At 61.2% G+C, this 18643-nt stretch carries 22 protein-coding genes; 11 read left to right on the forward strand and 11 right to left on the reverse strand.

The window, feature by feature from the left end; genetic code table 11:
* Window positions 1–10: 10 nt before the first annotated feature.
* Genes folE through JOE32_RS12885 form a run of 4 tightly spaced genes read left to right on the forward strand, consistent with a single transcriptional unit; the run spans window position 11 to window position 1592 of the window.
* Complete coding sequence (gene folE, locus JOE32_RS12870; RefSeq protein ID WP_209984729.1) at window positions 11–571, forward strand: GTP cyclohydrolase I FolE; 561 nt, start codon at window positions 11–13, stop codon at window positions 569–571.
* Window positions 572–573: 2 nt separating this feature from the next.
* Window positions 574–945, forward strand: coding sequence for a dihydroneopterin triphosphate 2'-epimerase (gene folX, locus JOE32_RS12875; protein ID WP_057007329.1), 372 nt, complete (start codon window positions 574–576; stop codon window positions 943–945).
* A gap of 16 nt (window positions 946–961) precedes the next feature.
* Window positions 962–1258 (forward strand): DUF1244 domain-containing protein, encoded by a 297-nt coding sequence (locus JOE32_RS12880; protein ID WP_057007330.1) that lies wholly within the window; start codon window positions 962–964, stop codon window positions 1256–1258.
* Window positions 1251–1592 carry a HopJ type III effector protein gene (locus tag JOE32_RS12885; protein WP_209984732.1) on the forward strand — a complete coding sequence of 114 codons (342 nt, stop codon included), beginning with the start codon at window positions 1251–1253 and terminating at the stop codon, window positions 1590–1592. Before JOE32_RS12880 ends, JOE32_RS12885 begins: the two co-directional genes overlap by 8 nt.
* Before the next feature lie 654 nt (window positions 1593–2246).
* Here JOE32_RS12885 and trxB read toward each other — a convergent pair.
* The gene (gene trxB / locus JOE32_RS12890; protein WP_209984735.1) at window positions 2247–3209 is read right to left on the reverse strand and encodes a thioredoxin-disulfide reductase; all 963 of its coding nucleotides are present in this window, start codon (window positions 3207–3209) and stop codon (window positions 2247–2249) included.
* Between the two features lie 281 nt (window positions 3210–3490).
* On the opposite strand from trxB, the gene cysZ reads away from it, so the two are divergent.
* Window positions 3491–4255, forward strand: coding sequence for a sulfate transporter CysZ (cysZ, locus tag JOE32_RS12895; RefSeq protein ID WP_209984738.1), 765 nt, complete (start codon window positions 3491–3493; stop codon window positions 4253–4255).
* A 54-nt stretch (window positions 4256–4309) separates the two neighbouring features.
* A complete protein-coding gene (locus JOE32_RS12900; protein WP_209984740.1) occupies window positions 4310–5512 on the forward strand; it encodes a glycosyltransferase family 1 protein in 1203 nt (400 codons plus the stop codon).
* On the opposite strand, the gene JOE32_RS12905 is transcribed toward JOE32_RS12900, so the two are convergent.
* From JOE32_RS12905 to rplU, 7 genes are all read right to left on the reverse strand, one after another.
* On the reverse strand, window positions 5481–6584 hold the full coding sequence (locus tag JOE32_RS12905; protein ID WP_209984743.1) for an NADH:flavin oxidoreductase: 1104 nt from the start codon (window positions 6582–6584) through the stop codon (window positions 5481–5483). The two genes, JOE32_RS12900 and JOE32_RS12905, sit on opposite strands and share 32 nt — an antisense overlap.
* A 113-nt stretch (window positions 6585–6697) precedes the next feature.
* Window positions 6698–7180 carry a glutathione peroxidase gene (locus JOE32_RS12910; RefSeq protein ID WP_209984746.1) on the reverse strand — a complete coding sequence of 161 codons (483 nt, stop codon included), beginning with the start codon at window positions 7178–7180 and terminating at the stop codon, window positions 6698–6700.
* Window positions 7181–7280: 100 nt separating this feature from the next.
* On the reverse strand, window positions 7281–7745 hold the full coding sequence (locus JOE32_RS12915; protein WP_032869812.1) for a CreA family protein: 465 nt from the start codon (window positions 7743–7745) through the stop codon (window positions 7281–7283).
* A 15-nt stretch (window positions 7746–7760) separates the two neighbouring features.
* Complete coding sequence (proB, locus tag JOE32_RS12920; RefSeq protein WP_209990505.1) at window positions 7761–8879, reverse strand: glutamate 5-kinase; 1119 nt, start codon at window positions 8877–8879, stop codon at window positions 7761–7763.
* 113 nt (window positions 8880–8992) lie between these two features.
* A complete protein-coding gene (gene cgtA, locus JOE32_RS12925) occupies window positions 8993–10216 on the reverse strand; it encodes an Obg family GTPase CgtA (protein WP_003230855.1) in 1224 nt (407 codons plus the stop codon).
* A gap of 193 nt (window positions 10217–10409) precedes the next feature.
* Entirely contained in the window at window positions 10410–10667 is a 258-nt protein-coding gene (rpmA, locus tag JOE32_RS12930; protein ID WP_003176049.1) for a 50S ribosomal protein L27, read from the reverse strand.
* A gap of 34 nt (window positions 10668–10701) precedes the next feature.
* Window positions 10702–11016 (reverse strand): 50S ribosomal protein L21, encoded by a 315-nt coding sequence (gene rplU / locus JOE32_RS12935; RefSeq protein ID WP_003176051.1) that lies wholly within the window; start codon window positions 11014–11016, stop codon window positions 10702–10704.
* 239 nt (window positions 11017–11255) lie between these two features.
* Between rplU and JOE32_RS12940 the strand changes: the two genes are divergently transcribed.
* The 3 genes from JOE32_RS12940 to JOE32_RS12950 all read left to right on the forward strand — a co-directional run bounded on the left by JOE32_RS12940 (window position 11256) and on the right by JOE32_RS12950 (window position 13121).
* Window positions 11256–12224: a polyprenyl synthetase family protein gene (locus JOE32_RS12940; protein WP_015372944.1), complete on the forward strand. Its 969-nt coding sequence runs from the start codon at window positions 11256–11258 to the stop codon at window positions 12222–12224.
* Window positions 12225–12361: 137 nt separating this feature from the next.
* Window positions 12362–12703, forward strand: coding sequence for a zinc ribbon domain-containing protein YjdM (locus JOE32_RS12945; protein ID WP_209984749.1), 342 nt, complete (start codon window positions 12362–12364; stop codon window positions 12701–12703).
* A gap of 160 nt (window positions 12704–12863) precedes the next feature.
* Entirely contained in the window at window positions 12864–13121 is a 258-nt protein-coding gene (locus JOE32_RS12950; protein WP_209984752.1) for a hypothetical protein, read from the forward strand.
* A 125-nt stretch (window positions 13122–13246) separates the two neighbouring features.
* Here JOE32_RS12950 and JOE32_RS12955 read toward each other — a convergent pair whose 3' ends face one another.
* Complete coding sequence (locus tag JOE32_RS12955) at window positions 13247–13864, reverse strand: FKBP-type peptidyl-prolyl cis-trans isomerase (RefSeq protein ID WP_209984755.1); 618 nt, start codon at window positions 13862–13864, stop codon at window positions 13247–13249.
* A 252-nt stretch (window positions 13865–14116) separates the two neighbouring features.
* On the opposite strand from JOE32_RS12955, the gene JOE32_RS12960 reads away from it, so the two are divergent.
* The gene (locus JOE32_RS12960) at window positions 14117–16036 is read left to right on the forward strand and encodes a methyl-accepting chemotaxis protein (RefSeq protein WP_209984758.1); all 1920 of its coding nucleotides are present in this window, start codon (window positions 14117–14119) and stop codon (window positions 16034–16036) included.
* A gap of 92 nt (window positions 16037–16128) precedes the next feature.
* On the opposite strand, the gene JOE32_RS12965 is transcribed toward JOE32_RS12960, so the two are convergent.
* A complete protein-coding gene (locus JOE32_RS12965) occupies window positions 16129–16497 on the reverse strand; it encodes a glyoxalase superfamily protein (protein WP_209984761.1) in 369 nt (122 codons plus the stop codon).
* Between the two features lie 159 nt (window positions 16498–16656).
* On the opposite strand from JOE32_RS12965, the gene JOE32_RS12970 reads away from it, so the two are divergent.
* Entirely contained in the window at window positions 16657–17037 is a 381-nt protein-coding gene (locus JOE32_RS12970; RefSeq protein ID WP_209984764.1) for a lysozyme inhibitor LprI family protein, read from the forward strand.
* Between the two features lie 21 nt (window positions 17038–17058).
* Here JOE32_RS12970 and JOE32_RS12975 read toward each other — a convergent pair whose 3' ends face one another.
* On the reverse strand, window positions 17059–18504 hold the full coding sequence (locus JOE32_RS12975; RefSeq protein ID WP_209984767.1) for a SulP family inorganic anion transporter: 1446 nt from the start codon (window positions 18502–18504) through the stop codon (window positions 17059–17061).
* Between the last annotated feature and the right edge of the window lie 139 nt (window positions 18505–18643).

The following is an 18643-nucleotide window of genomic DNA, read 5'->3' on the forward strand; positions in this document are numbered from 1 at the left end:
AGGATGTTGTATGACTGTATCCCTGCCCCACCACTATCGCGAGATCCTCAAGGGCCTGGGTGAAGACCCGGAACGCGAAGGCCTGCTCGACACCCCCAAGCGCGCCGCCAAGGCCATGCAATACCTGTGTCATGGCTACGAGCAGAACCTGGAAACCATCGTCAACGGTGCGTTGTTCGCGTCCGACAACGATGAGATGGTGATCCTCAAGGACATCGAGCTGTATTCGCTGTGCGAGCACCACCTGCTGCCCTTTATCGGCAAGGCCCATGTGGCCTATATTCCGACCGGCAAGGTGCTGGGCCTGTCGAAGCTGGCGCGCATCGTCGACATGTTCGCCCGGCGCCTGCAGATTCAGGAGAACCTCACGCGGCAAATCGCCGACGCCATCCAGAGCGTAACCCAGGCCGCCGGCGTGGCCGTGGTGATCGAGGCCCGGCACATGTGCATGATGATGCGCGGCGTGGAAAAACAGAATTCAACCATGAACACTTCGGTGATGCTCGGCGCGTTTCGCGAGTCGAGCACCACGCGCATGGAGTTCCTGCAACTGATTGGACGGAGCAAGTAGCAATGCCACAACTTCAACCAGGCATGGCGCGCATCCGGGTCAAGGACCTGTGCCTGCGTACCTTTATCGGCATCAACGAGGAAGAAATCCTCAACAAGCAGGACGTGCTGATCAACCTGACCATCCTGTATGCCGCCCAGGCAGCCGTGCGCGACAACGATATCGACCACGCCCTGAACTACCGCACCATCACCAAAGCGATCATTGCTCATGTGGAAGGCAACCGCTTTGCCTTGCTCGAACGCCTCACCCAGGAACTGCTGGACCTGGTGATGGGCAATGAATCCGTCCTGTATGCCGAAGTCGAAGTGGACAAGCCCCATGCGCTGCGCTTTGCCGAATCGGTGTCGATTACCCTGGCGGCCAGCCGCTGACAGTGAAGTGAGCCCTATGAACGACCAACAACGCCTCGAACTCGAAGCCGCCGCCTTTCGCCGGCTGGTGGCGCACCTGGACAGCCGCAAGGATGTACAGAACATCGACCTGATGAACCTGTCGGGCTTCTGCCGTAACTGCTTGTCCAAGTGGTACAAGGCCGAGGCCGACGAGCGCCAGATCGAACTGAGCCTGGATGACGCCCGGGAAGTGGTGTACGGCATGCCCTACGCCGAGTGGAAAGCCCAGTACCAGCAAGAAGCCAGCGCCGACCAGCAGGCCGCGTTTGCCAAAGGAAAAACCCATGACTGACCTGAACACCCTGCGCGCCAGCCTCAACAGCGGCGAACACCTGTTTGCCGACACCCTGGCGTTTATCGCCGCCGGTTACGACTACCAGCCGCAAGCCTTCACCAATGGCAACGTGGAAAATGCGGCCGGCCAGAACGAAGGTTCGTGCAAGACCTTGGGTTTGGCGTTGCTGGAAGGGTTGAGCGACCAGCAAGCATTGCTGGCGTTTGGGGAGCATTACCGGTCGGTGATGGCGACGCCGGAGGGCAGTGACCATGGCAATATCCGGGCGTTGATCGAGCATGGCCTGGCCGGGGTGAAGTTCACCGCGCAGCCCCTGACCCGCAAATCCTGAGCCAGACATAGATCAACATGTGGGAGGGGGCTTGCCCTAATGCCAGTCAGTTAAGCGCCGCTCCCCTGTGGGAACGGCGGTGCGACGATTCGACTTGCCCGCGAAAGCGGTGGGTCTTCAACATCAATGTTTGCTGGGCCGACGCCATCGGGAGCAAGCCCCCTCCCACATTTTGTACAGCGTTCGGCAGACATTTCGGTCGGCTCTCAGGCCGCCACGCTTTTGCTTTTGCTTTTGATCTGGAAGCGCCCCGTCAAACACGCTGGCCGAACGCAGGCTTTGGAGCGTGGGTAACCCGGCAGGACGCCGGGTTAGCCGCGCTGGGCCAAGGATGGCCCATCGCGGCGGCCCACGCTCCAAAGCCTGCGTGAGGGCACACCGAGCCTGGGCGAGGTGCCGAGTGTTGGGGCAAGAGCGTTTTGCTTACTTTTGTGCTTTTCAAAAGTGAGCCGCCGTAAGGGCGGAACCCTAAGCCGCCGTTACCGCACAAACCGATAGGTACACCGAAAAGTCGCACCGCTCGTTGCTTCGAGCATCACGCTGGCTTAACTGAACGGCATTAGGGCTTGCTCCCTCCCACATTTGCCTTGCGGTGTGATTTGGATTGGGCATAAAAAAACCGGCCTCTCGGCCGGTTTTTTCAGTTCAACAGGTTTAAAACGACGCGTCCTTCAACCCATCGAGGTACCGCTCGGCGTCCAGGGCCGCCATGCAGCCGGCGCCGGCCGAGGTAATGGCCTGGCGGTAGACGTGGTCGGCCACGTCACCGGCGGCGAAGATGCCGTCGATGTTGGTGGCTGTCGCGTTGCCTTCACGGCCGCCCTGCACCACCAGGTAACCGTCTTTGGCGTCCAGCACGCCTTCGAACAGCGAGGTGTTCGGGGTGTGGCCGATGGCGATGAACACGCCGTCGACTTTCAACTCGTCGAAGCTGCCGTCGTTGTTCTTCAGGCGTGCACCGGTCACGCCCATGTTGTCGCCCAGAACTTCGTCCAGGGTGGCGTTGAGCTTGAGGATGATCTTGCCTTCAGCGACACGCGCGTGCAGCTTGTCGATCAGGATCTTCTCGGCGCGGAAGGTCTCGCGACGGTGCACCAAGGTCACGGTGCTGGCGATATTGGCCAGGTACAGCGCTTCTTCCACGGCGGTGTTGCCACCACCGACCACGGCGACCGGCTTGTTGCGATAGAAGAAACCGTCGCAGGTGGCGCAGGCGGACACGCCTTTGCCCATGAACGCTTCTTCCGACGGCAGGCCCAGGTAACGGGCGCTGGCGCCGGTGGCGATGATCAGCGCGTCACAGGTGTACACGCCGCTGTCGCCGGTCAGGCTGTAAGGCTTCTTGGAGAAGTCGACTTTGTTGATGTGGTCGAACACGATCTCGGTTTCAAAGCGCTCGGCGTGTTCCTTCATGCGTTCCATCAGCGCCGGGCCGGTCAGGCCGTGCACGTCACCCGGCCAGTTGTCGACTTCGGTGGTGGTGGTCAGTTGACCGCCCGCCTGCATGCCGGTGATCAGCAGCGGCTTGAGGTTGGCCCGGGCAGCGTAGACGGCTGCGCTGTAACCGGCAGGGCCGGAACCGAGAATAATCACTCGCGAATGACGGGTATCAGACATGACTCACTCCTGTCGACCGCCCGCAGAACAGGACGGCTGGAATAAAAAAGGACTGCGAAGCACTTGGGGAAGGCTTGAACTCGCAGATCCTGAAAATGATGGGTGCAGCGTATAGAGGGGGGCAAGATTAAGGAAATACGCATTAACAATCCAGCTCATAGGTGGTCTCTATGCAGTCGACTTGACTCATCGACGGCTTTGTAACTGCTGATGTTGCCGCTTTCGACTTGAGTGCAAAGTCGGTAAGGTCGGCGCGTTCGTCATCCTGCTCGGAGTTCACCATGCCCGCTCCTGTTCTTTCCGGCCCGCAATACCTGCGCGAAGGCCTCAAACTGGTATTGAGCCCAGGCCTGCGCCTGTTCGTGCTGCTGCCGCTGGCGATCAACCTGGTGCTGTTCGTCGGCTTGATCTATTTCGCCGGCCATCAGTTCAGCCTGTGGGTCGATCACCTGATGCCAACGCTGCCCGGCTGGCTGAGCTTTCTGAATTACCTGTTGTGGCCGCTGTTCGTGGTGCTGGTGGTGCTGATGGTGTTTTTCACCTTCACCATGCTCGCCAATATCATCGCAGCGCCGTTCAACGGGTTTCTGTCGGAAAAGGTCGAAGTGGTGGTACGCGGCACCGATGACTTCCCGGCATTCAGCTGGGGCGAGTTGATCGCTATGGTACCGCGCACCCTGGCCCGGGAAATGCGCAAGCTGGGCTATTTCCTGCCCCGCGCCATCGGGCTGTTTATCCTGTCATTCATTCCGGTGGTCAACCTGATCGCAGCGCCGCTGTGGCTGCTGTTCGGCGTTTGGATGATGGCGATCCAGTACATCGACTACCCGGCCGACAACCACAAGCTGGGCTGGAACGAAATGCTCGCCTGGCTGCGCCAGAAGCGCTGGCAGAGCATGAGTTTTGGCGGGGTCGTCTATCTGGTGCTGCTGGTGCCGGTGGTGAACCTGCTGATGATGCCGGCGGCGGTGGCCGGCGCGACGCTGTTCTGGGTGCGCGAGCAAGGGGCCGAGGCGATGGCGGCGCAGCAGATCACTCGGTCATAAATCCATCATCCGCGCGACACATTGACGACATGGCCCACAGCGACACTGTGGGTCATGACGACAGCCTCGCTCCACATCACTCTGATCACCGAAACCTTCCCGCCGGAAATCAACGGGGTGGCCAATACCCTTGGCCGTCTGTGCGACGGTTTGCGCGCCCGTGGCCACGTGGTCGAACTGGTTCGCCCGCGCCAGGGCGTCGACCAGTGCCGACCCAGCGACGACGAACTGCTGCTGTGCCGCGGCTGGCCGCTGCCAGGCTACCCCGGCCTGCAATGGGGCCAGTCGTCGATGCACAAGCTGTTGCGACGCTGGACGCGCCAACGCCCGGACGTGCTGTACATCGCCACTGAGGGCCCACTGGGGCTCTCGGCCTTGCGCGCGGCGCGCAGGTTGGGCATCAGCGTGGTGAGCGGCTTTCACACCAATTTTCAGCAATACACCAACCGCTACGGGCTGAGCCTGCTGAGCCGTATGGTTACGCATTACCTGCGCTGGTTTCATAACCGCTCGAGCCTGACCCTGGTGCCCAGCGCCAGCCAGCGCCTGGAGCTGGAGCGCCGGCATTTCGAACGTCTGGGGATGTTGTCGCGTGGGGTCGACAGCCAACTGTTCCATCCCGCCAAACGAGACTGCACGCTGCGTGAGAGCTGGGGCCTGGAGAGCGACGACATCGCCGTGCTGCACGTGGGACGCCTGGCTCCGGAGAAAAATCTCGGGCTGCTCAAGCGCTGCTTTGAGGGGCTGCAGGACAGCTACCCCACCCGGCGCATGAAGCTGATCATCGTGGGTGACGGTCCGCAACGCGCGGTACTGGAGCGCGACCTGCCCGACGCCGTGTTCTGCGGCACCCGGCGAGGCGAAGAACTGGCGCGCCATTACGCCTCAGGCGATCTGTTCCTGTTTCCCAGCCTGACCGAGACTTTCGGCAATGTGGTGCTGGAAGCCATGGCCTCGGGGCTCGGTGTGGTCGCGTATGACCAGGCGGCGGCCACCCAGCATATTCGCCATGGCTACAACGGCGTGCTGGCCATGCCTGGCGATGAGGGCGCGTTTTGCGATGCAGCCATCTGGCTGCTGGAGGAGCGCGAGACCTTGCGCAGGGCACGCCTGAACGCGCGCCAGCATGCGAGCCGCCAGGGGTGGACGGCGATTATCGAGCAGTTCGAGCGTCAACTGCGCGGCGTGTGCAAGGACCCGCACCCGTTGCCGGTCCTCACGCCCTTTACACCAGGGTCGTCAACGCCTCACGACTGAACGGCAAAATATCGCCCTCACGCCCTTCACGCACCTTCACCGCCCACTCCGGGTCCACCAGCAGGGCGCGGCCCACGGCCACCAGGTCGAACTCGTCGTTGCTCAGGCGCTCGAGCAGTTTTTCCAGGCTGGCCGGCTGCGCGACCTTGTCAGTGTTGACCATGAACTGCAGGAACTCGCCATCCAGGCCGACGCTGCCCACGGTGATGGTCGGCTTGCCGGTGAGCTGACGGGTCCAGCCAGCCAGGTTGAGGTCGGAGCCTTCGAACTCCGGCTCCCAGAAGCGACGGGTGGAGCAGTGGAAAATATCCACGCCGGCGTCGGACAACGGCTTGAGGAATTCACCCAGCGCCTCGGGGGTTTGCACCAGCCGCGCGGTGTAGTCCTGCTGCTTCCACTGGGAGAACCGGAAGATGATCGGGAAATCCGGGCCCACGGCGGCGCGGGTGGCCTGGATCAACTCGATGGCAAACCGCGAACGGTTGGCCAGGCTGCCGCCGTAGTCGTCGGTACGCTGGTTGCTGCCTTCCCAGAAGAACTGGTCGACCAGATAACCATGAGCGCCGTGGATCTCCACGCCATCCATGCCGATGCGCTGAGCATCCCTGGCGGCCTGAGCGAAGGCGTCGATCACGTCCTTGATGTCCTGAACGGTCATGTCGTGGACGACCACCGTGCCATCCTTGAGTTTTTCCATCGGGCCGTAAGCCGGCACGCTGGCGTCAGGCTCGGTGCCGAGACGGCGCACACTGCCCACGTGCCACAGCTGCGGGACGATCTTGCCGCCTTCGGCATGTACCGCGTCGACCACCTGCTTCCAGCCGGCCAGGGCGGCTTCGCCGTAAAAATGCGGGACGTTGGGGTAGCCATTGGAGGCCACGTGACCGACCACGGTGCCTTCGGTGATGATCAGGCCCACGCCGGCAGCAGCGCGGCGACGGTAGTACTCGATAACCTTGGCGTTGGGCACGCCGCCCGGCGAAAAGGAACGGGTCATGGGCGCCATGACCACGCGGGTGGACAGTTGCAGAGTACCGAGTTGGAAGGGTTTGAACAGGGCTTGGACAGGCACGGGACACTCCACGAAAGAAGGCTTTATGACGTGGATAATATGGTCCGGAGCGTGCGCCGCACAGCACTATTGATCTGAGTGATTGAGGGCCAGAAGTGAGCGGAGTCTGTGACTCAGCTCAGGGCTTTTTCGATGGCCTGGACGATTGCCGGGTCTTCCGGCGGGGTACGCGGCGAGAAACGCGCCAGCACGCGCCCATCTTTGCCCAACAGGAATTTCTCGAAATTCCAGGTGATATCCCCAGGAAACTCGGCGCCCTCGCCCGCCAGCAAGCGATACAACTGGTGACGCTCGGGGCCGTTCACGTCGAGTTTGCTGCCCAGGGGAAACGTAACGCCGTAGTTCAGGCTGCAGAACTGGCTGATTTCTTCGTCGGTGCCCGGCTCCTGCCCCGCAAACTGGTTGCACGGCAGGCCCAGCACGGTGAACCCGAGGTCCTTGTAGTGCTGATAAAGGTTTTCCAGCGCCGCGTACTGCGGGGTCAAACCACATTTGGAGGCCACGTTGACCACCAGCACCACCTGCCCCTTGAAGGGTGCCAGCGGCAGTTCTTGACCGTCCAAAGCTTTGAGTTTCAGGTCGTGGAAAGCACTCATGACGAACTCCAGATATCCATGTTCTTTGCGTTGCACAGGTTCGAGATTACAGACCGCGAGCCTGCAATCATAGACACCGCTGACAAAACTCGCCCGCCGGTTACTGAGCGGTCGGCCACGGCAGAATCGGAATCGCAGTGACCGCATTCTGCGGGCTGCCCTCGATCAGGCGGTCGCTGTAGACCAGGTACACCAGGGTATTGCGCTTCTTGTCGAGGAAGCGCACCACCTGCATGGTCTTGAACACCAGCGAGGTGCGCTCCTTGAACACCTCGTCGCCATCCTTGAGATCGCCCTTGAAGTGGATCGGGCCGACTTGACGGCAGGCGATCGAGGCTTCGGCGCGGTCTTCGGCCAGGCCCAGGCCGCCCTTCACGCCGCCGGTCTTGGCGCGGGACAGGTAGCAGGTCACGCCGTCGACCTTGGGGTCGTCAAAGGCTTCGACAACGATACGGTCGTTGGGGCCGACAAACTTGAACACCGTCGACACCTGGGCGATTTCTTCGGCTGAGGCCACCAGCGGTGTGAGCAACAACAAGCCGAGTACGCACTTCATTAAACGCATCGTGTATTCCTTTGGTTAAACCAGGATCAGGTTGTCGCGGTGAACCAGTTCCGGTTCGGCCATGTAACCCAATAATCCGACAATGGCGTCGGACGATTGTCCAATAATCTTCTGCGCTTCCAGGGCACTGTAGTTGGCCAGCCCGCGAGCAATTTCGCGACCGTCAGGCGCGACACACACCACCATCTCGCCACGGCGGAAGCTGCCCTGCACCCGTTTGACGCCCACCGGCAGCAGGCTCTTGTTGCCCTGGGACAACGCCGAGACCGCACCGGCGTCCAGCACCAGGGTGCCACGGGTTTGCAAATGCCCCGCCAGCCACTGCTTGCGCGCTGCCAGCATGCCGCGCTCCGGCGACAGCAGCGTGCCGATGCGCTCGCCCGCCTTGAGGCGATCCAGCACGCGTTCGAGGCGCCCGCCAACGATGATGGTGTGGGCACCGGAACGCGCCGCCAGGCGTGCGGCGCGCAGCTTGGTCTGCATGCCGCCACGGCCCAGTGCGCCGCCGACGCTGCCGGCAACCGCGTCCAGCGCGGGGTCGTCCGCGCGCGCTTCATAAATAAGCTGCGCGTCAGGGTTGTTGCGCGGGTCGGCGTCGAACATGCCGTCGCGGTCGGTCAGGATCACCAGCAGGTCAGCTTCGACCAGGTTGGCGACCAGCGCGGCCAACGTGTCGTTGTCGCCGAAACGGATTTCGTCGGTGACTACCGTGTCGTTCTCGTTGATCACCGGGATTACCTTGAGCTCCACCAGCGCGCGCAAGGTGCTGCGGGCGTTGAGGTAGCGCTTGCGGTCGGACAGGTCGTCGTGGGTCAGCAGGATCTGCGCCGTATGACGGCCGTGCTCGGCAAAGCTCGACTCCCAGGCCTGCACCAGGCCCATCTGGCCGATGGCAGCGGCGGCTTGCAGTTCGTGCATCGCGCTGGGTCGCGCGGTCCAGCCAAGGCGGCTCATGCCGGCGGCAACGGCGCCTGAGGACACCAGCACCAACTCCACGCCCGCTTCATGCAAGGCCACCATCTGCTCGACCCAGACGCTCATTGCTGCGCGATCCAGCCCCTTGCCATCCGCCGTCAGCAGCGCACTGCCGATCTTCACGACCCAGCGCTGCGCGCCTGTCACTTTGCTCCGCATCATCTTCAACCTTAGAGTGAGGGCTGCACGCGACCCAGCGCCGCCCATAACGTTATACCCGGATACTAAAACGCCGCTCTATAAGGAGCGGCGTTCAAGTTTATCGCAACGAATCAGTCGCGCACGTAAATGATTTCCGGACCGTCCTCATCATCCACGTCTTCTTCGTCCCAATCGTCGTCGCCGATGTCATGGACCGACTTCACGCCGCTGCGGCGCAGGGCACGCTGGTCGTCCAGGGCCTGCAGCTGGGCGCGGGCTTCGTCTTCGATCTGCTGATCGAGCTCGGCGAGCTCTGCCTTGAACACCGGATCGGCCGCCAGGCGGTCGGCACGGTCTTCCAGGTAGCGCATGATGTCGCGGGTCAGGCGCTCGGTGCCTTCTTTGGCAATGGCCGAGATCACGTAGACCGGACCTTCCCATTCCAGGCGGTCGACGATTTCCTTGACGCGCTCCTCGTGCTCTTCTTCAAGGATCTGGTCGCACTTGTTCAGCACCAGCCAGCGATCACGCTCGGCCAGCGCCGGGCTGAACTTGGTCAGTTCGCTGACGATCACTTCGGCAGCATCCGCAGCACTGGTTTCATCCAGCGGCGCCATGTCGACGAGGTGCAGCAGCAACCGGGTGCGCGACAAATGCTTGAGGAAGCGAATGCCCAGGCCTGCGCCATCGGAAGCGCCTTCGATCAGGCCGGGGATGTCGGCGATCACAAAGCTCTTCCAGCGGTCGACGCTGACCACGCCCAGGTTTGGCACCAGGGTGGTGAACGGGTAGTCGGCGACTTTCGGCTTGGCGGCCGAGACCGAGCGGATGAAGGTACTTTTGCCGGCGTTCGGCAGGCCCAGCAGGCCCACGTCCGCCAGTACTTTCATTTCCAGCTTGAGGTCGCGCTGCTCGCCCGGCTTGCCCGGCGTGGTCTGGCGCGGCGCACGGTTGGTGCTGGACTTGAATCGGGTATTACCCAGACCGTGCCAGCCGCCCTGTACGACCATCAGCTTCTGGCCGGCTTTGGTCAGGTCGCCAATCACTTCCTGGGTGGCCGAGTCGATAATGGTGGTGCCGACCGGAACGCGCAGTACCAGGTCTTCGCCTTTTTTACCGGTGCAGTCGGTGCTGCCGCCGTTGGAGCCACGCTCGGCATCGAAGTGCCGGGTGTAACGGTAGTCGACCAGGGTGTTGAGGTTTTCGTCGGCCATCATGTAGATGGAACCGCCGTCACCGCCATCACCGCCGTTTGGGCCACCGTTTTCAATGAATTTTTCGCGACGGAAACTCATGCAACCGTTACCGCCGTCGCCTGCTTTTACTCGGATGGAAACTTCATCAACGAACTTCATAACAAAACGCCTCTCGCCGCACGGACGAGCTTAAGAAACCAAGACATAAGACTCTTGCAAAAATGAGCGTAGCGACCTCAATCAGCGACCGCAAATCCAGCCCCGGAGCCCATCACAAACAGCTTTGCAAGAGACTCACCCCATAAACGAAAAAGCCCCGTCGCGAGACAGGGCTTTTCCAGCGATCGCGCAATTAAGCGGCGACAACGCTCACGTAACGGCGGTTGAACGCGCCTTTTACTTCAAACTTGATCACGCCTTCGATTTTCGCGAAGAGGGTGTGATCCTTGCCCATGCCAACACCGTAACCGGCGTGGAATTGGGTGCCGCGCTGACGCACGATGATGTTGCCCGGAATGATTTTCTGGCCGCCATACATCTTCACGCCAAGGCGTTTGGCTTCTGAGTCGCGACCGTTACGGGTACTACCACCAGCTTTTTTGTGTGCCATGAGTCAATTCTCCTAGTGAGGAATTAGGCTGAAATTAAGCCTGAATACCGGTGATTTTGATCTCGGTGTACCACTGGCGGTGGCCCATACGCTTCATGTGGTGCTTACGACGACGGAACTTGATGATGCGGACTTTATCGTGACGACCTTGGGAGATCACTTCAGCCACAACGGTAGCGCCAGCAACAACTGGAGCGCCGATGTTCACGTCATCGCCATTGGCGACCAACAGAACGCGATCAAACGTCACGGATTCGCCAGTGGCGATTTCCAGTTTTTCGATCTTCAGGTATTCACCTGGGGCGACTTTGTATTGCTTGCCACCAGTAACAATTACTGCGTACGACATGGTATTTCTCCGATAATCCTGCTCACCCAGCGCTTTATAAGAAGAGGTATTGGCTGGCATGGCTGCATGGGATGGACGTCCCGAATGCAATTGCGTAAGGCAGGTGCTGCCCAGGAAGTTCAGGGTGCGCGATTGTACGCAAGCTATAGGAGGCTTGCAAGGGGCCGTCTATCGCGCCTTGACACCCGGGGGTCAGGGTCCTAGCATGCCGCGCAACCCTTCTGGAGCGACTGTCGCTGATGCAACCCCAAGCTTTCTACCGCGCGGTGGCGGACGATTTTAGCGCCGTCGACGGCATCATCAAGCAGCAGCTCACCTCGAAAGTGCCGCTGGTCTCCAAAATTGGCGACTATATTACGTCGGCCGGAGGCAAACGCCTGCGTCCTTTATTAGTGTTGCTGTGCGGCAAGGCGCTGGGTCGCGAAGGCGATGACCTGCGCCTGCTGGCCGCCACTATTGAATTCCTGCACACCGCCACCCTGCTGCATGACGACGTGGTCGACATGTCCGGCATGCGCCGTGGGCGCGAGACCGCGAACGCGATGTGGGGCAACGCGCCGAGCGTGCTGGTGGGCGATTTCCTGTACTCGCGCTCGTTCGAAATGATGGTCGAGCTGGGCTCGATGCCGGTGATGAAGATTCTTTCACAGGCCACGCGCATCATCGCTGAAGGCGAAGTATTGCAATTGTCCAAAGTGCGCGACGCCAGCACCACCGAAGAAACCTATATGGAAGTGATTCGCGGCAAGACCGCGATGCTCTTCGAAGCCTCGACCCACAGCGCCGCGGCGTTGTGTGGTGCAACAGCCGAACAGGCCGAGGCCCTGCGTACCTTTGGAGACCATCTGGGCGTGGCGTTCCAACTGGTGGACGACCTGCTCGACTACCGCGGCGACGCTGAAACCCTGGGCAAGAACGTCGGTGACGACCTGGCCGAGGGCAAGCCGACGCTGCCGCTGATCTACACCATGCGTGAAGGTACGCCGGAACAGGCGGCACTGGTGCGCAAGGCGATTCAGAAAGGCGGGATCGAAGACCTCGAAGCTATCCGTGCTGCGGTAGAAGCCTCGGGCTCCCTGGAGTACACCGCACAGCTGGCGCGCGACTACGTGGCCCGTGCCATCCAGTGCCTGGAAGCTCTGCCAGCCAGCGAATACCGGGATGCCCTGGTCGAGCTGAGCGAGTTTGCGGTAGCCCGTACGCACTAAAGACGATTGGCGTAGTGGGTTTGTGTGGGAGCCCGCTCCCACATTTAGATCCCATTGCCAACTCACTGTCCCGCACTCGCCAATAAACCCTATATAATGTGCGACTTTTAGCCATCCCTGACCCTTGAGGAGCTTTAGTGAGCACGTTGCCACCCTGCCCGAAATGCAATTCCGAATTCACCTACGAAGACGGCACCCAACTGATCTGCCCTGAGTGTGCCCATGAGTGGTCCGCCACGGGCGAAGCCGATGCGGCCAGCGATGACACGGTGAAGAAAGATGCTGTGGGCAATGTCCTGCAGGACGGCGACACCATCACCGTGATCAAGGACCTCAAGGTCAAGGGCACCTCGCTGGTGGTCAAGGTCGGCACCAAGGTCAAGAACATCCGCCTGTGTGACGGCGATCACGATATCGATTGCAAGATCGACGGTATCGGCCCGATGAAACTCAAGTCCGAGTTCGTGCGCAAGGTCTGAACTTGCTGCCGCCATCCCGCAGCCACTGCGGGATGGCGTTTCGCCCTGTTTGCTGACTCAGCTCAATACCCCCACAGAAAAACACACAAATTGCCAATAGGCCCTTGCTATTCAGCGAATAAGAATTATTCTCATTGAAACCCATCAAGGAGAATGAACCATGACTTATTTGATCGATGCCTGGCTGGACCGCCCACATCCCTACCTGCGAATCCTCCATCGGGAAACCGGCGAAGTCTGTGCGGTGCTGGAAGAAGAAGCGCTCAATGAGCTGCAGGACCAGGGCGACCTGGACGTAAACGGCCTGAGTTCGAGTGAACCGGGTGTGTTGAAGGAAGTGGTGCGCAACCTGTTTCTGTTCTGCTATGCGCGGGCATTGCGCCCGGCGACGGAGCTGCATGGCAGGTTTCATCCGTGAGCCAGACACGGGATGCTGCGCTTTATGTGGGAGCCGGGCTTGCCTGCGATGCGGTAACTCGGTCTGAAGCACCGAGGTGATGCCATCGCAGGCAAGCCAGCTCCCACTTGAAACCAAAGCAGGTCTTACAGAACGTCGAGCAGCTCGACGTCGAATACCAGTACGCTGTGCGGCGCAATGCTGCCAACGCCTTGAGCGCCGTAAGCCAGCTCGCTCGGCACGTACAGGCGCCATTTGCTGCCGGCATTCATCAGTTGCAGGGCTTCGGTCCAACCGGCGATCACGCCGCCTACCGGGAATTCTGCAGGCTGGCCGCGCTCGTAGGAGCTGTCGAACACAGTGCCGTCGATCAGAGTGCCGTGGTAGTGAGTACGCACCTGGTCTTCACGGGTCGGTTTGGCGCCTTCACCCTGGGTCAGCACTTCGAATTGCAGGCCGGACGCCAGAGTCGTGATGCCGTCACGCTTGGCGTTTTCAGCCAGGAATGCCAGACCAGCGCCAGCGGCCGCTTCAGCCTTGGCAGCCGCTTCGGCTTGCATGATTTCGCGGATGACCTTGAAGCTGGCGGCCATTTGCTCCTGGTCGACGCGGCTTGGCTTGCCTGCGAACGCTTCGGTCAAGCCGGCCAGGATGGCGTCCAGGCTGACGCCCGGTGGCGGGTTGTCGCGCAGTTGGTCGCCCAACTGACGGCCGATACCGTAGCTGACACGGGTTTCGTCGGTGGACAGATTAACGTCGGACATGAAGAGGCTCCGCTGCAGGACCACGCGATTTGCCGCGCCGTCCAAATTAAAAGGGCCCGCAGACTAGCATAATACGGGCACCTGGGGATGCGCCCTGGCGGAGCATCGTCGCACCCTTTTAGTGCTATTTCTTCGCATCGCAGATAAAAACCCTACAGATTTTTTTCTCGCCGCCGATAGAGAGCTACACCTTGGCTGGCTCAAAAAACAACATCGTCCAGCAGACAGACATTTTTTCTTGCGGAGCAATCGATGAACAGCTGGTTCGGTAACATCAGCGTAAACCTCAAACTCGGCCTGGGCTTCGGCCTGGTGCTTGTCCTCACGTCCATCCTGGCATTCACCGGCTGGACCAGCCTGGGCGGCCTGATCGACCGCAGCAACTGGATGAGCGATATCACCCAGCTCAATGCCTCCCTGACCAAACTGCGCATCGTGCGCCTGCAATATATGCTGGCCAATGGTGACGAGGCCGTCGCACAAAACGTGCAGACCAGCCTGGAAGCCTTCACCGCCCAGCAGCAAAAGCTGCTCGACAGCTTCAAGAGCCCGGAAAACCTCAAGCTGCTCAATGCGCAGAAAACCGTGATCACCGCCTACCAGCAGTCGCTGAACAAGATGCGCGAGGCCTACCGCAACGGCAACGCTGCACGCGAAATGATGGGGGACAAGGCCGACATCGCCAACGCGCAGATCAACGCCCTTGAAGCCGGCGTGCAGCAGATGCCCGACAGCCCCGAGCGCTTCACCCAATACCAGGCCGTGGTCAACGCCAAGACCGAACTCCAGCAGGCGCGTTACGAAGTGCGTGGTTACACCAACAACGTCAACGCAGAGACCGAGGCCCGTGCTGCCGCGCAGATCGAAAAGGCCATCAGCAGCCTGAAGAACCTCAGCGCCGCCTTTGGCAGCAGCCAGCAAACCGCGCTGAGTTCCCTGGAAACCGCGCTGGGTGCCTATCGCAGCGCCGTGCAAAGCTACAAGGCAGCGAATGCCAACATCGTCAGCGCCCGCGCCGAGATGACCACCCAGGGCGCCGATATCGTCACGATCAGCGAGAAACTCTACGAGATTCAACTGCAACGTCGTGACGCCGAAAGCGCCCAGGCCCGGAGCCTGCAGTTGATCAGCACGCTGCTGGCCCTGCTGGTTGGCATCATTGCGGCGCTGGTCATCACTCGCCAGATCACCCGCCCGCTGCAGGAAACCCTTGCCGTGGTCGAGCGCATTGCCTCCGGCGACTTGAGCCACAACATCCAGGTCACCCGCCGGGATGAACTGGGGGTGCTGCAACAGGGCATCCAGCGCATGGGCACCACCCTGCGTGAGCTGATCAGCGGCATTCGCGACGGTGTGACCCAGATCGCCAGCGCTGCCGAAGAACTGTCGGCCGTGACCGAACAGACCAGCGCCGGGGTCAACAGCCAGAAGATCGAGACCGATCAGGTCGCCACCGCCATGCATGAAATGACTGCCACTGTGCAGGAAGTGGCGCGTAACGCCGAGCAGGCGTCACTGGCCGCCGCCGATGCCGATGGCCAGGCCCGCGCCGGCGACAAGGTGGTGGCCGAAGCCATCGCCCAGATCGAACGCCTCGCCGCCGAAGTGGCACGCTCCACCGACGCCATGTCGCACCTGCAACAAGAGAGCAACAAGATCGGCAGCGTGATGGACGTGATCAAGGCCGTGGCCGAACAGACCAACCTGCTGGCACTCAACGCGGCGATTGAAGCAGCGCGTGCCGGTGAAGCCGGTCGCGGGTTTGCGGTAGTGGCCGACGAAGTGCGTGGCCTGGCCCAACGCACGCAAAAATCCACCGAGGAAATCGAAGGCCTGGTTGCCGGTTTGCAGAACGGTACCCAGCAAGTGGCCAACGTGATGAACAACAGCCGCAGCCTCACCGACAGCAGCGTCGAGCTGACGCGCAAGGCCGGTGTGTCGCTGGAAAACATCACCCGCACGGTGTCGAACATTCAGTCGATGAACCAGCAGATTGCCGCGGCGGCCGAACAGCAAAGTGCGGTGGCCGAAGAGATCAGCCGCAGTATCGTGAATGTGCGCGACGTGTCGGAACAGACCGCCACGGCAAGCAACGAGACAGCCAAATCGAGCGTGGAACTGGCGCGATTGGGCAGCCAGTTGCAGCAGATGGTCAGTCACTTCCGCGTTTAACAATGCAAAAAGCCGCCTCTGGGTTAACCGAGGCGGCTCTCTACAAAAAACCGCCTGACCAAGGCGGTTTTTTATTGCCTGCTATTGACAACTCAGCCCTCGCCTTCCTCGACAAACACCAGCCGATTCCCAAACGGGTCCTTGATGCTCATCTCCCGCGAGCCCCAGGGCGTTTGCTCAATTCCGGGCTTGGCAAAACGGTAGTCTTTGGCCTGCAACTGCTGCTGGTAAGCGTCCACCCCTTGCGCCTGAATCCGCACCGCCGCCCCCGGCGACGCATCGCCATGGTGCTCGGACAAATGCAGCACACACTCCCCCAGCGATACCTGCAGGTACAGCGGATAATTCGCTTCGAACCGATGCTGCCAATCGACCTTGAACCCCAGGAAGTCGACGTAGAATTCCAACGCCTTGGCCTCGTCGAAACTGCGCAGGATGGGGATGACTTTTCCTAAGTGCATGGCGACTGCTCCGTGTAAAAGAGCGCCCACTATAGAGGCGAAAACCCACCAAGAAAATTCGCCAGGAGGTGGGCTTACAGCTCGCTCGGACGTGCCCGAAACTCAAGCGCTGTCTGCGAGTCATAGACTGCGACTCCACTCAAGCCCAGGAACCCGATCATGATTCGTACATCCTTTGCCGTCAGCGCCCTGCTTGTGGCGCTTTGCGGCACCGCTTCAGCCGCCGACAATCCTGCGTTGAAAAAATGCATGGACAGCGCCGAAACGACCCTCGCGATGGTCACGTGCAATGTCAAGGAAACCAAGGTGCAGGATGCGCGCCTGAACAGGGCCTACAAGACCGCAATGGGCGCTCAGGAAGGTGAACGCAAGAAGCAACTGCAGGACGTGCAGCGCCTGTGGATACAGTACCGCGACGCCAATTGCGCCTTCGTCGGCAGCGCCACCGGCGGCACCATCGATCAGGTCAACGGCTCCGGCTGCGTGCTGGACATGACCCAGACCCGCGCCCAGGAACTCGAAGGCCTGGTTGGGCCATAACGGGTTGGGCCATAAACACGCTCAATCGTGATGCACCTTCGCTCGCTTGAGCAGCTTCTTGCAGCGTTCCGACAGGTGCAGCACCCGCACATGCTTGCCGGCCTTGGTGTAGCGCTCGCGCAGGGTCATCAGCGCGGCTATCGCTGAATAGTCGACAAAGCTCAGGTGACGGCAATCGAGCGTCACCTGAGCCGGGTCGTTGGCCGGGTCGAAACGGTTCAGAAATGGTGTGGTCGAGGCAAAGAACAAGGTGCCGTGCAGCCGATACAGCTTGCTGCCATCCGCCTCCAGGTGCTCATCGGCATACAACTCACGGGCCTGCTGCCAGGCGAAATTCAGCGCCGCGATCACGATGCCGCACAGCACGGCCGTGGCGAGGTCGGTGAACACCGTGATCACCGTCACCGCAATGATCACCAGCACATCATTGACCGGCACCTTGTTGATCACCCGCAAGGATGCCCAGGCGAAGGTCTGCTGGGACACCACGAACATCACCCCCACCAGCGCCGCCAGCGGGATGCGCTCGATCAAGGGTGACAGAAACAGAATGAACAACAGAATCATCACCCCGGCAAACACCCCGGAGAACCGCCCGCGCCCGCCGGAACTGAGGTTGATCACGGTTTGCCCGATCATCGCGCAGCCGCCCATGCCGCCGAACAGGCCCGAGACCATGTTCGCAGCCCCCAGGGCCACGCTTTCGCGGTCCGGGTAGCCACGGGTCTCGGTGATTTCGTCGGTGAGGTTCAGGGTGAGCAGGGTTTCCAGCAGGCCAACCATCGCCATCAGGAACGCATAGGGCGCGATGATGGTGAGGGTTTCCAGGGTCCAGGGGATCTGCGGCAGCGCAAAGGTCGGCAGGCCGCCGGCGATGTGGGCCATGTCGCCCAGGGTACGGGTGGGCAGGCCGAGCAGGTACACCGCCAGGCCCACGCCGAGGATCGCCACCAGCGCCGGCGGTACCGCGCGCGTCAAGCGTGGCAGCAGGTAGACAATCGCCATTGTCGCCGCCACCAGGCCGATCATCACGTACAGCGGCGTGCCGCTGAGCCAGTGTTCACCCCGCTTGAAATGCTCCAGTTGCGCCAGCGCAATGATGATCGCCAGGCCATTGACGAACCCCAGCATCACCGAATGCGGCACCATGCGCACCAGCTTGCCCAGGCGCAACACGCCAAAGGCGACCATGATCAACCCGCCGAGCAGCACCGTGGCCAGCAGGTACTGCACGCCGTGTTGCACCACCAGCGCGACGATCACCACCGCCATCGAGCCTGCCGCACCGGACACCATGCCGGGCCGACCGCCGAACAACGCGGTGAGGGTGCAGATGATGAAGGCGCCATACAGGCCCATCAGCGGGTTGAGATGGGCCACCAGCGCAAAGGCGATGCACTCGGGCAGCAATGCGAAAGACGTAGTGAGGCCGGCCAGGGCGTCGGCGCGCAAACGGGTGAAGGTCATGGAGGTACCAGGGAGTTGCGGGGGATCAGGCGGGGGATGGTACGGAAATGTGCTCGGAGGGGCCAGTGAAGTGTGACGACAGGTGCCCCAAAGCGCGCCTTTCGCGGGCAATCCCGCTCCCACATTGGGCGGTGTTCAC

Origin of the sequence: Pseudomonas sp. PvP025, assembly GCF_017832155.1 — a bacterium.
In the GTDB taxonomy this organism is placed as follows: Bacteria; Pseudomonadota; Gammaproteobacteria; order Pseudomonadales; family Pseudomonadaceae; genus Aquipseudomonas.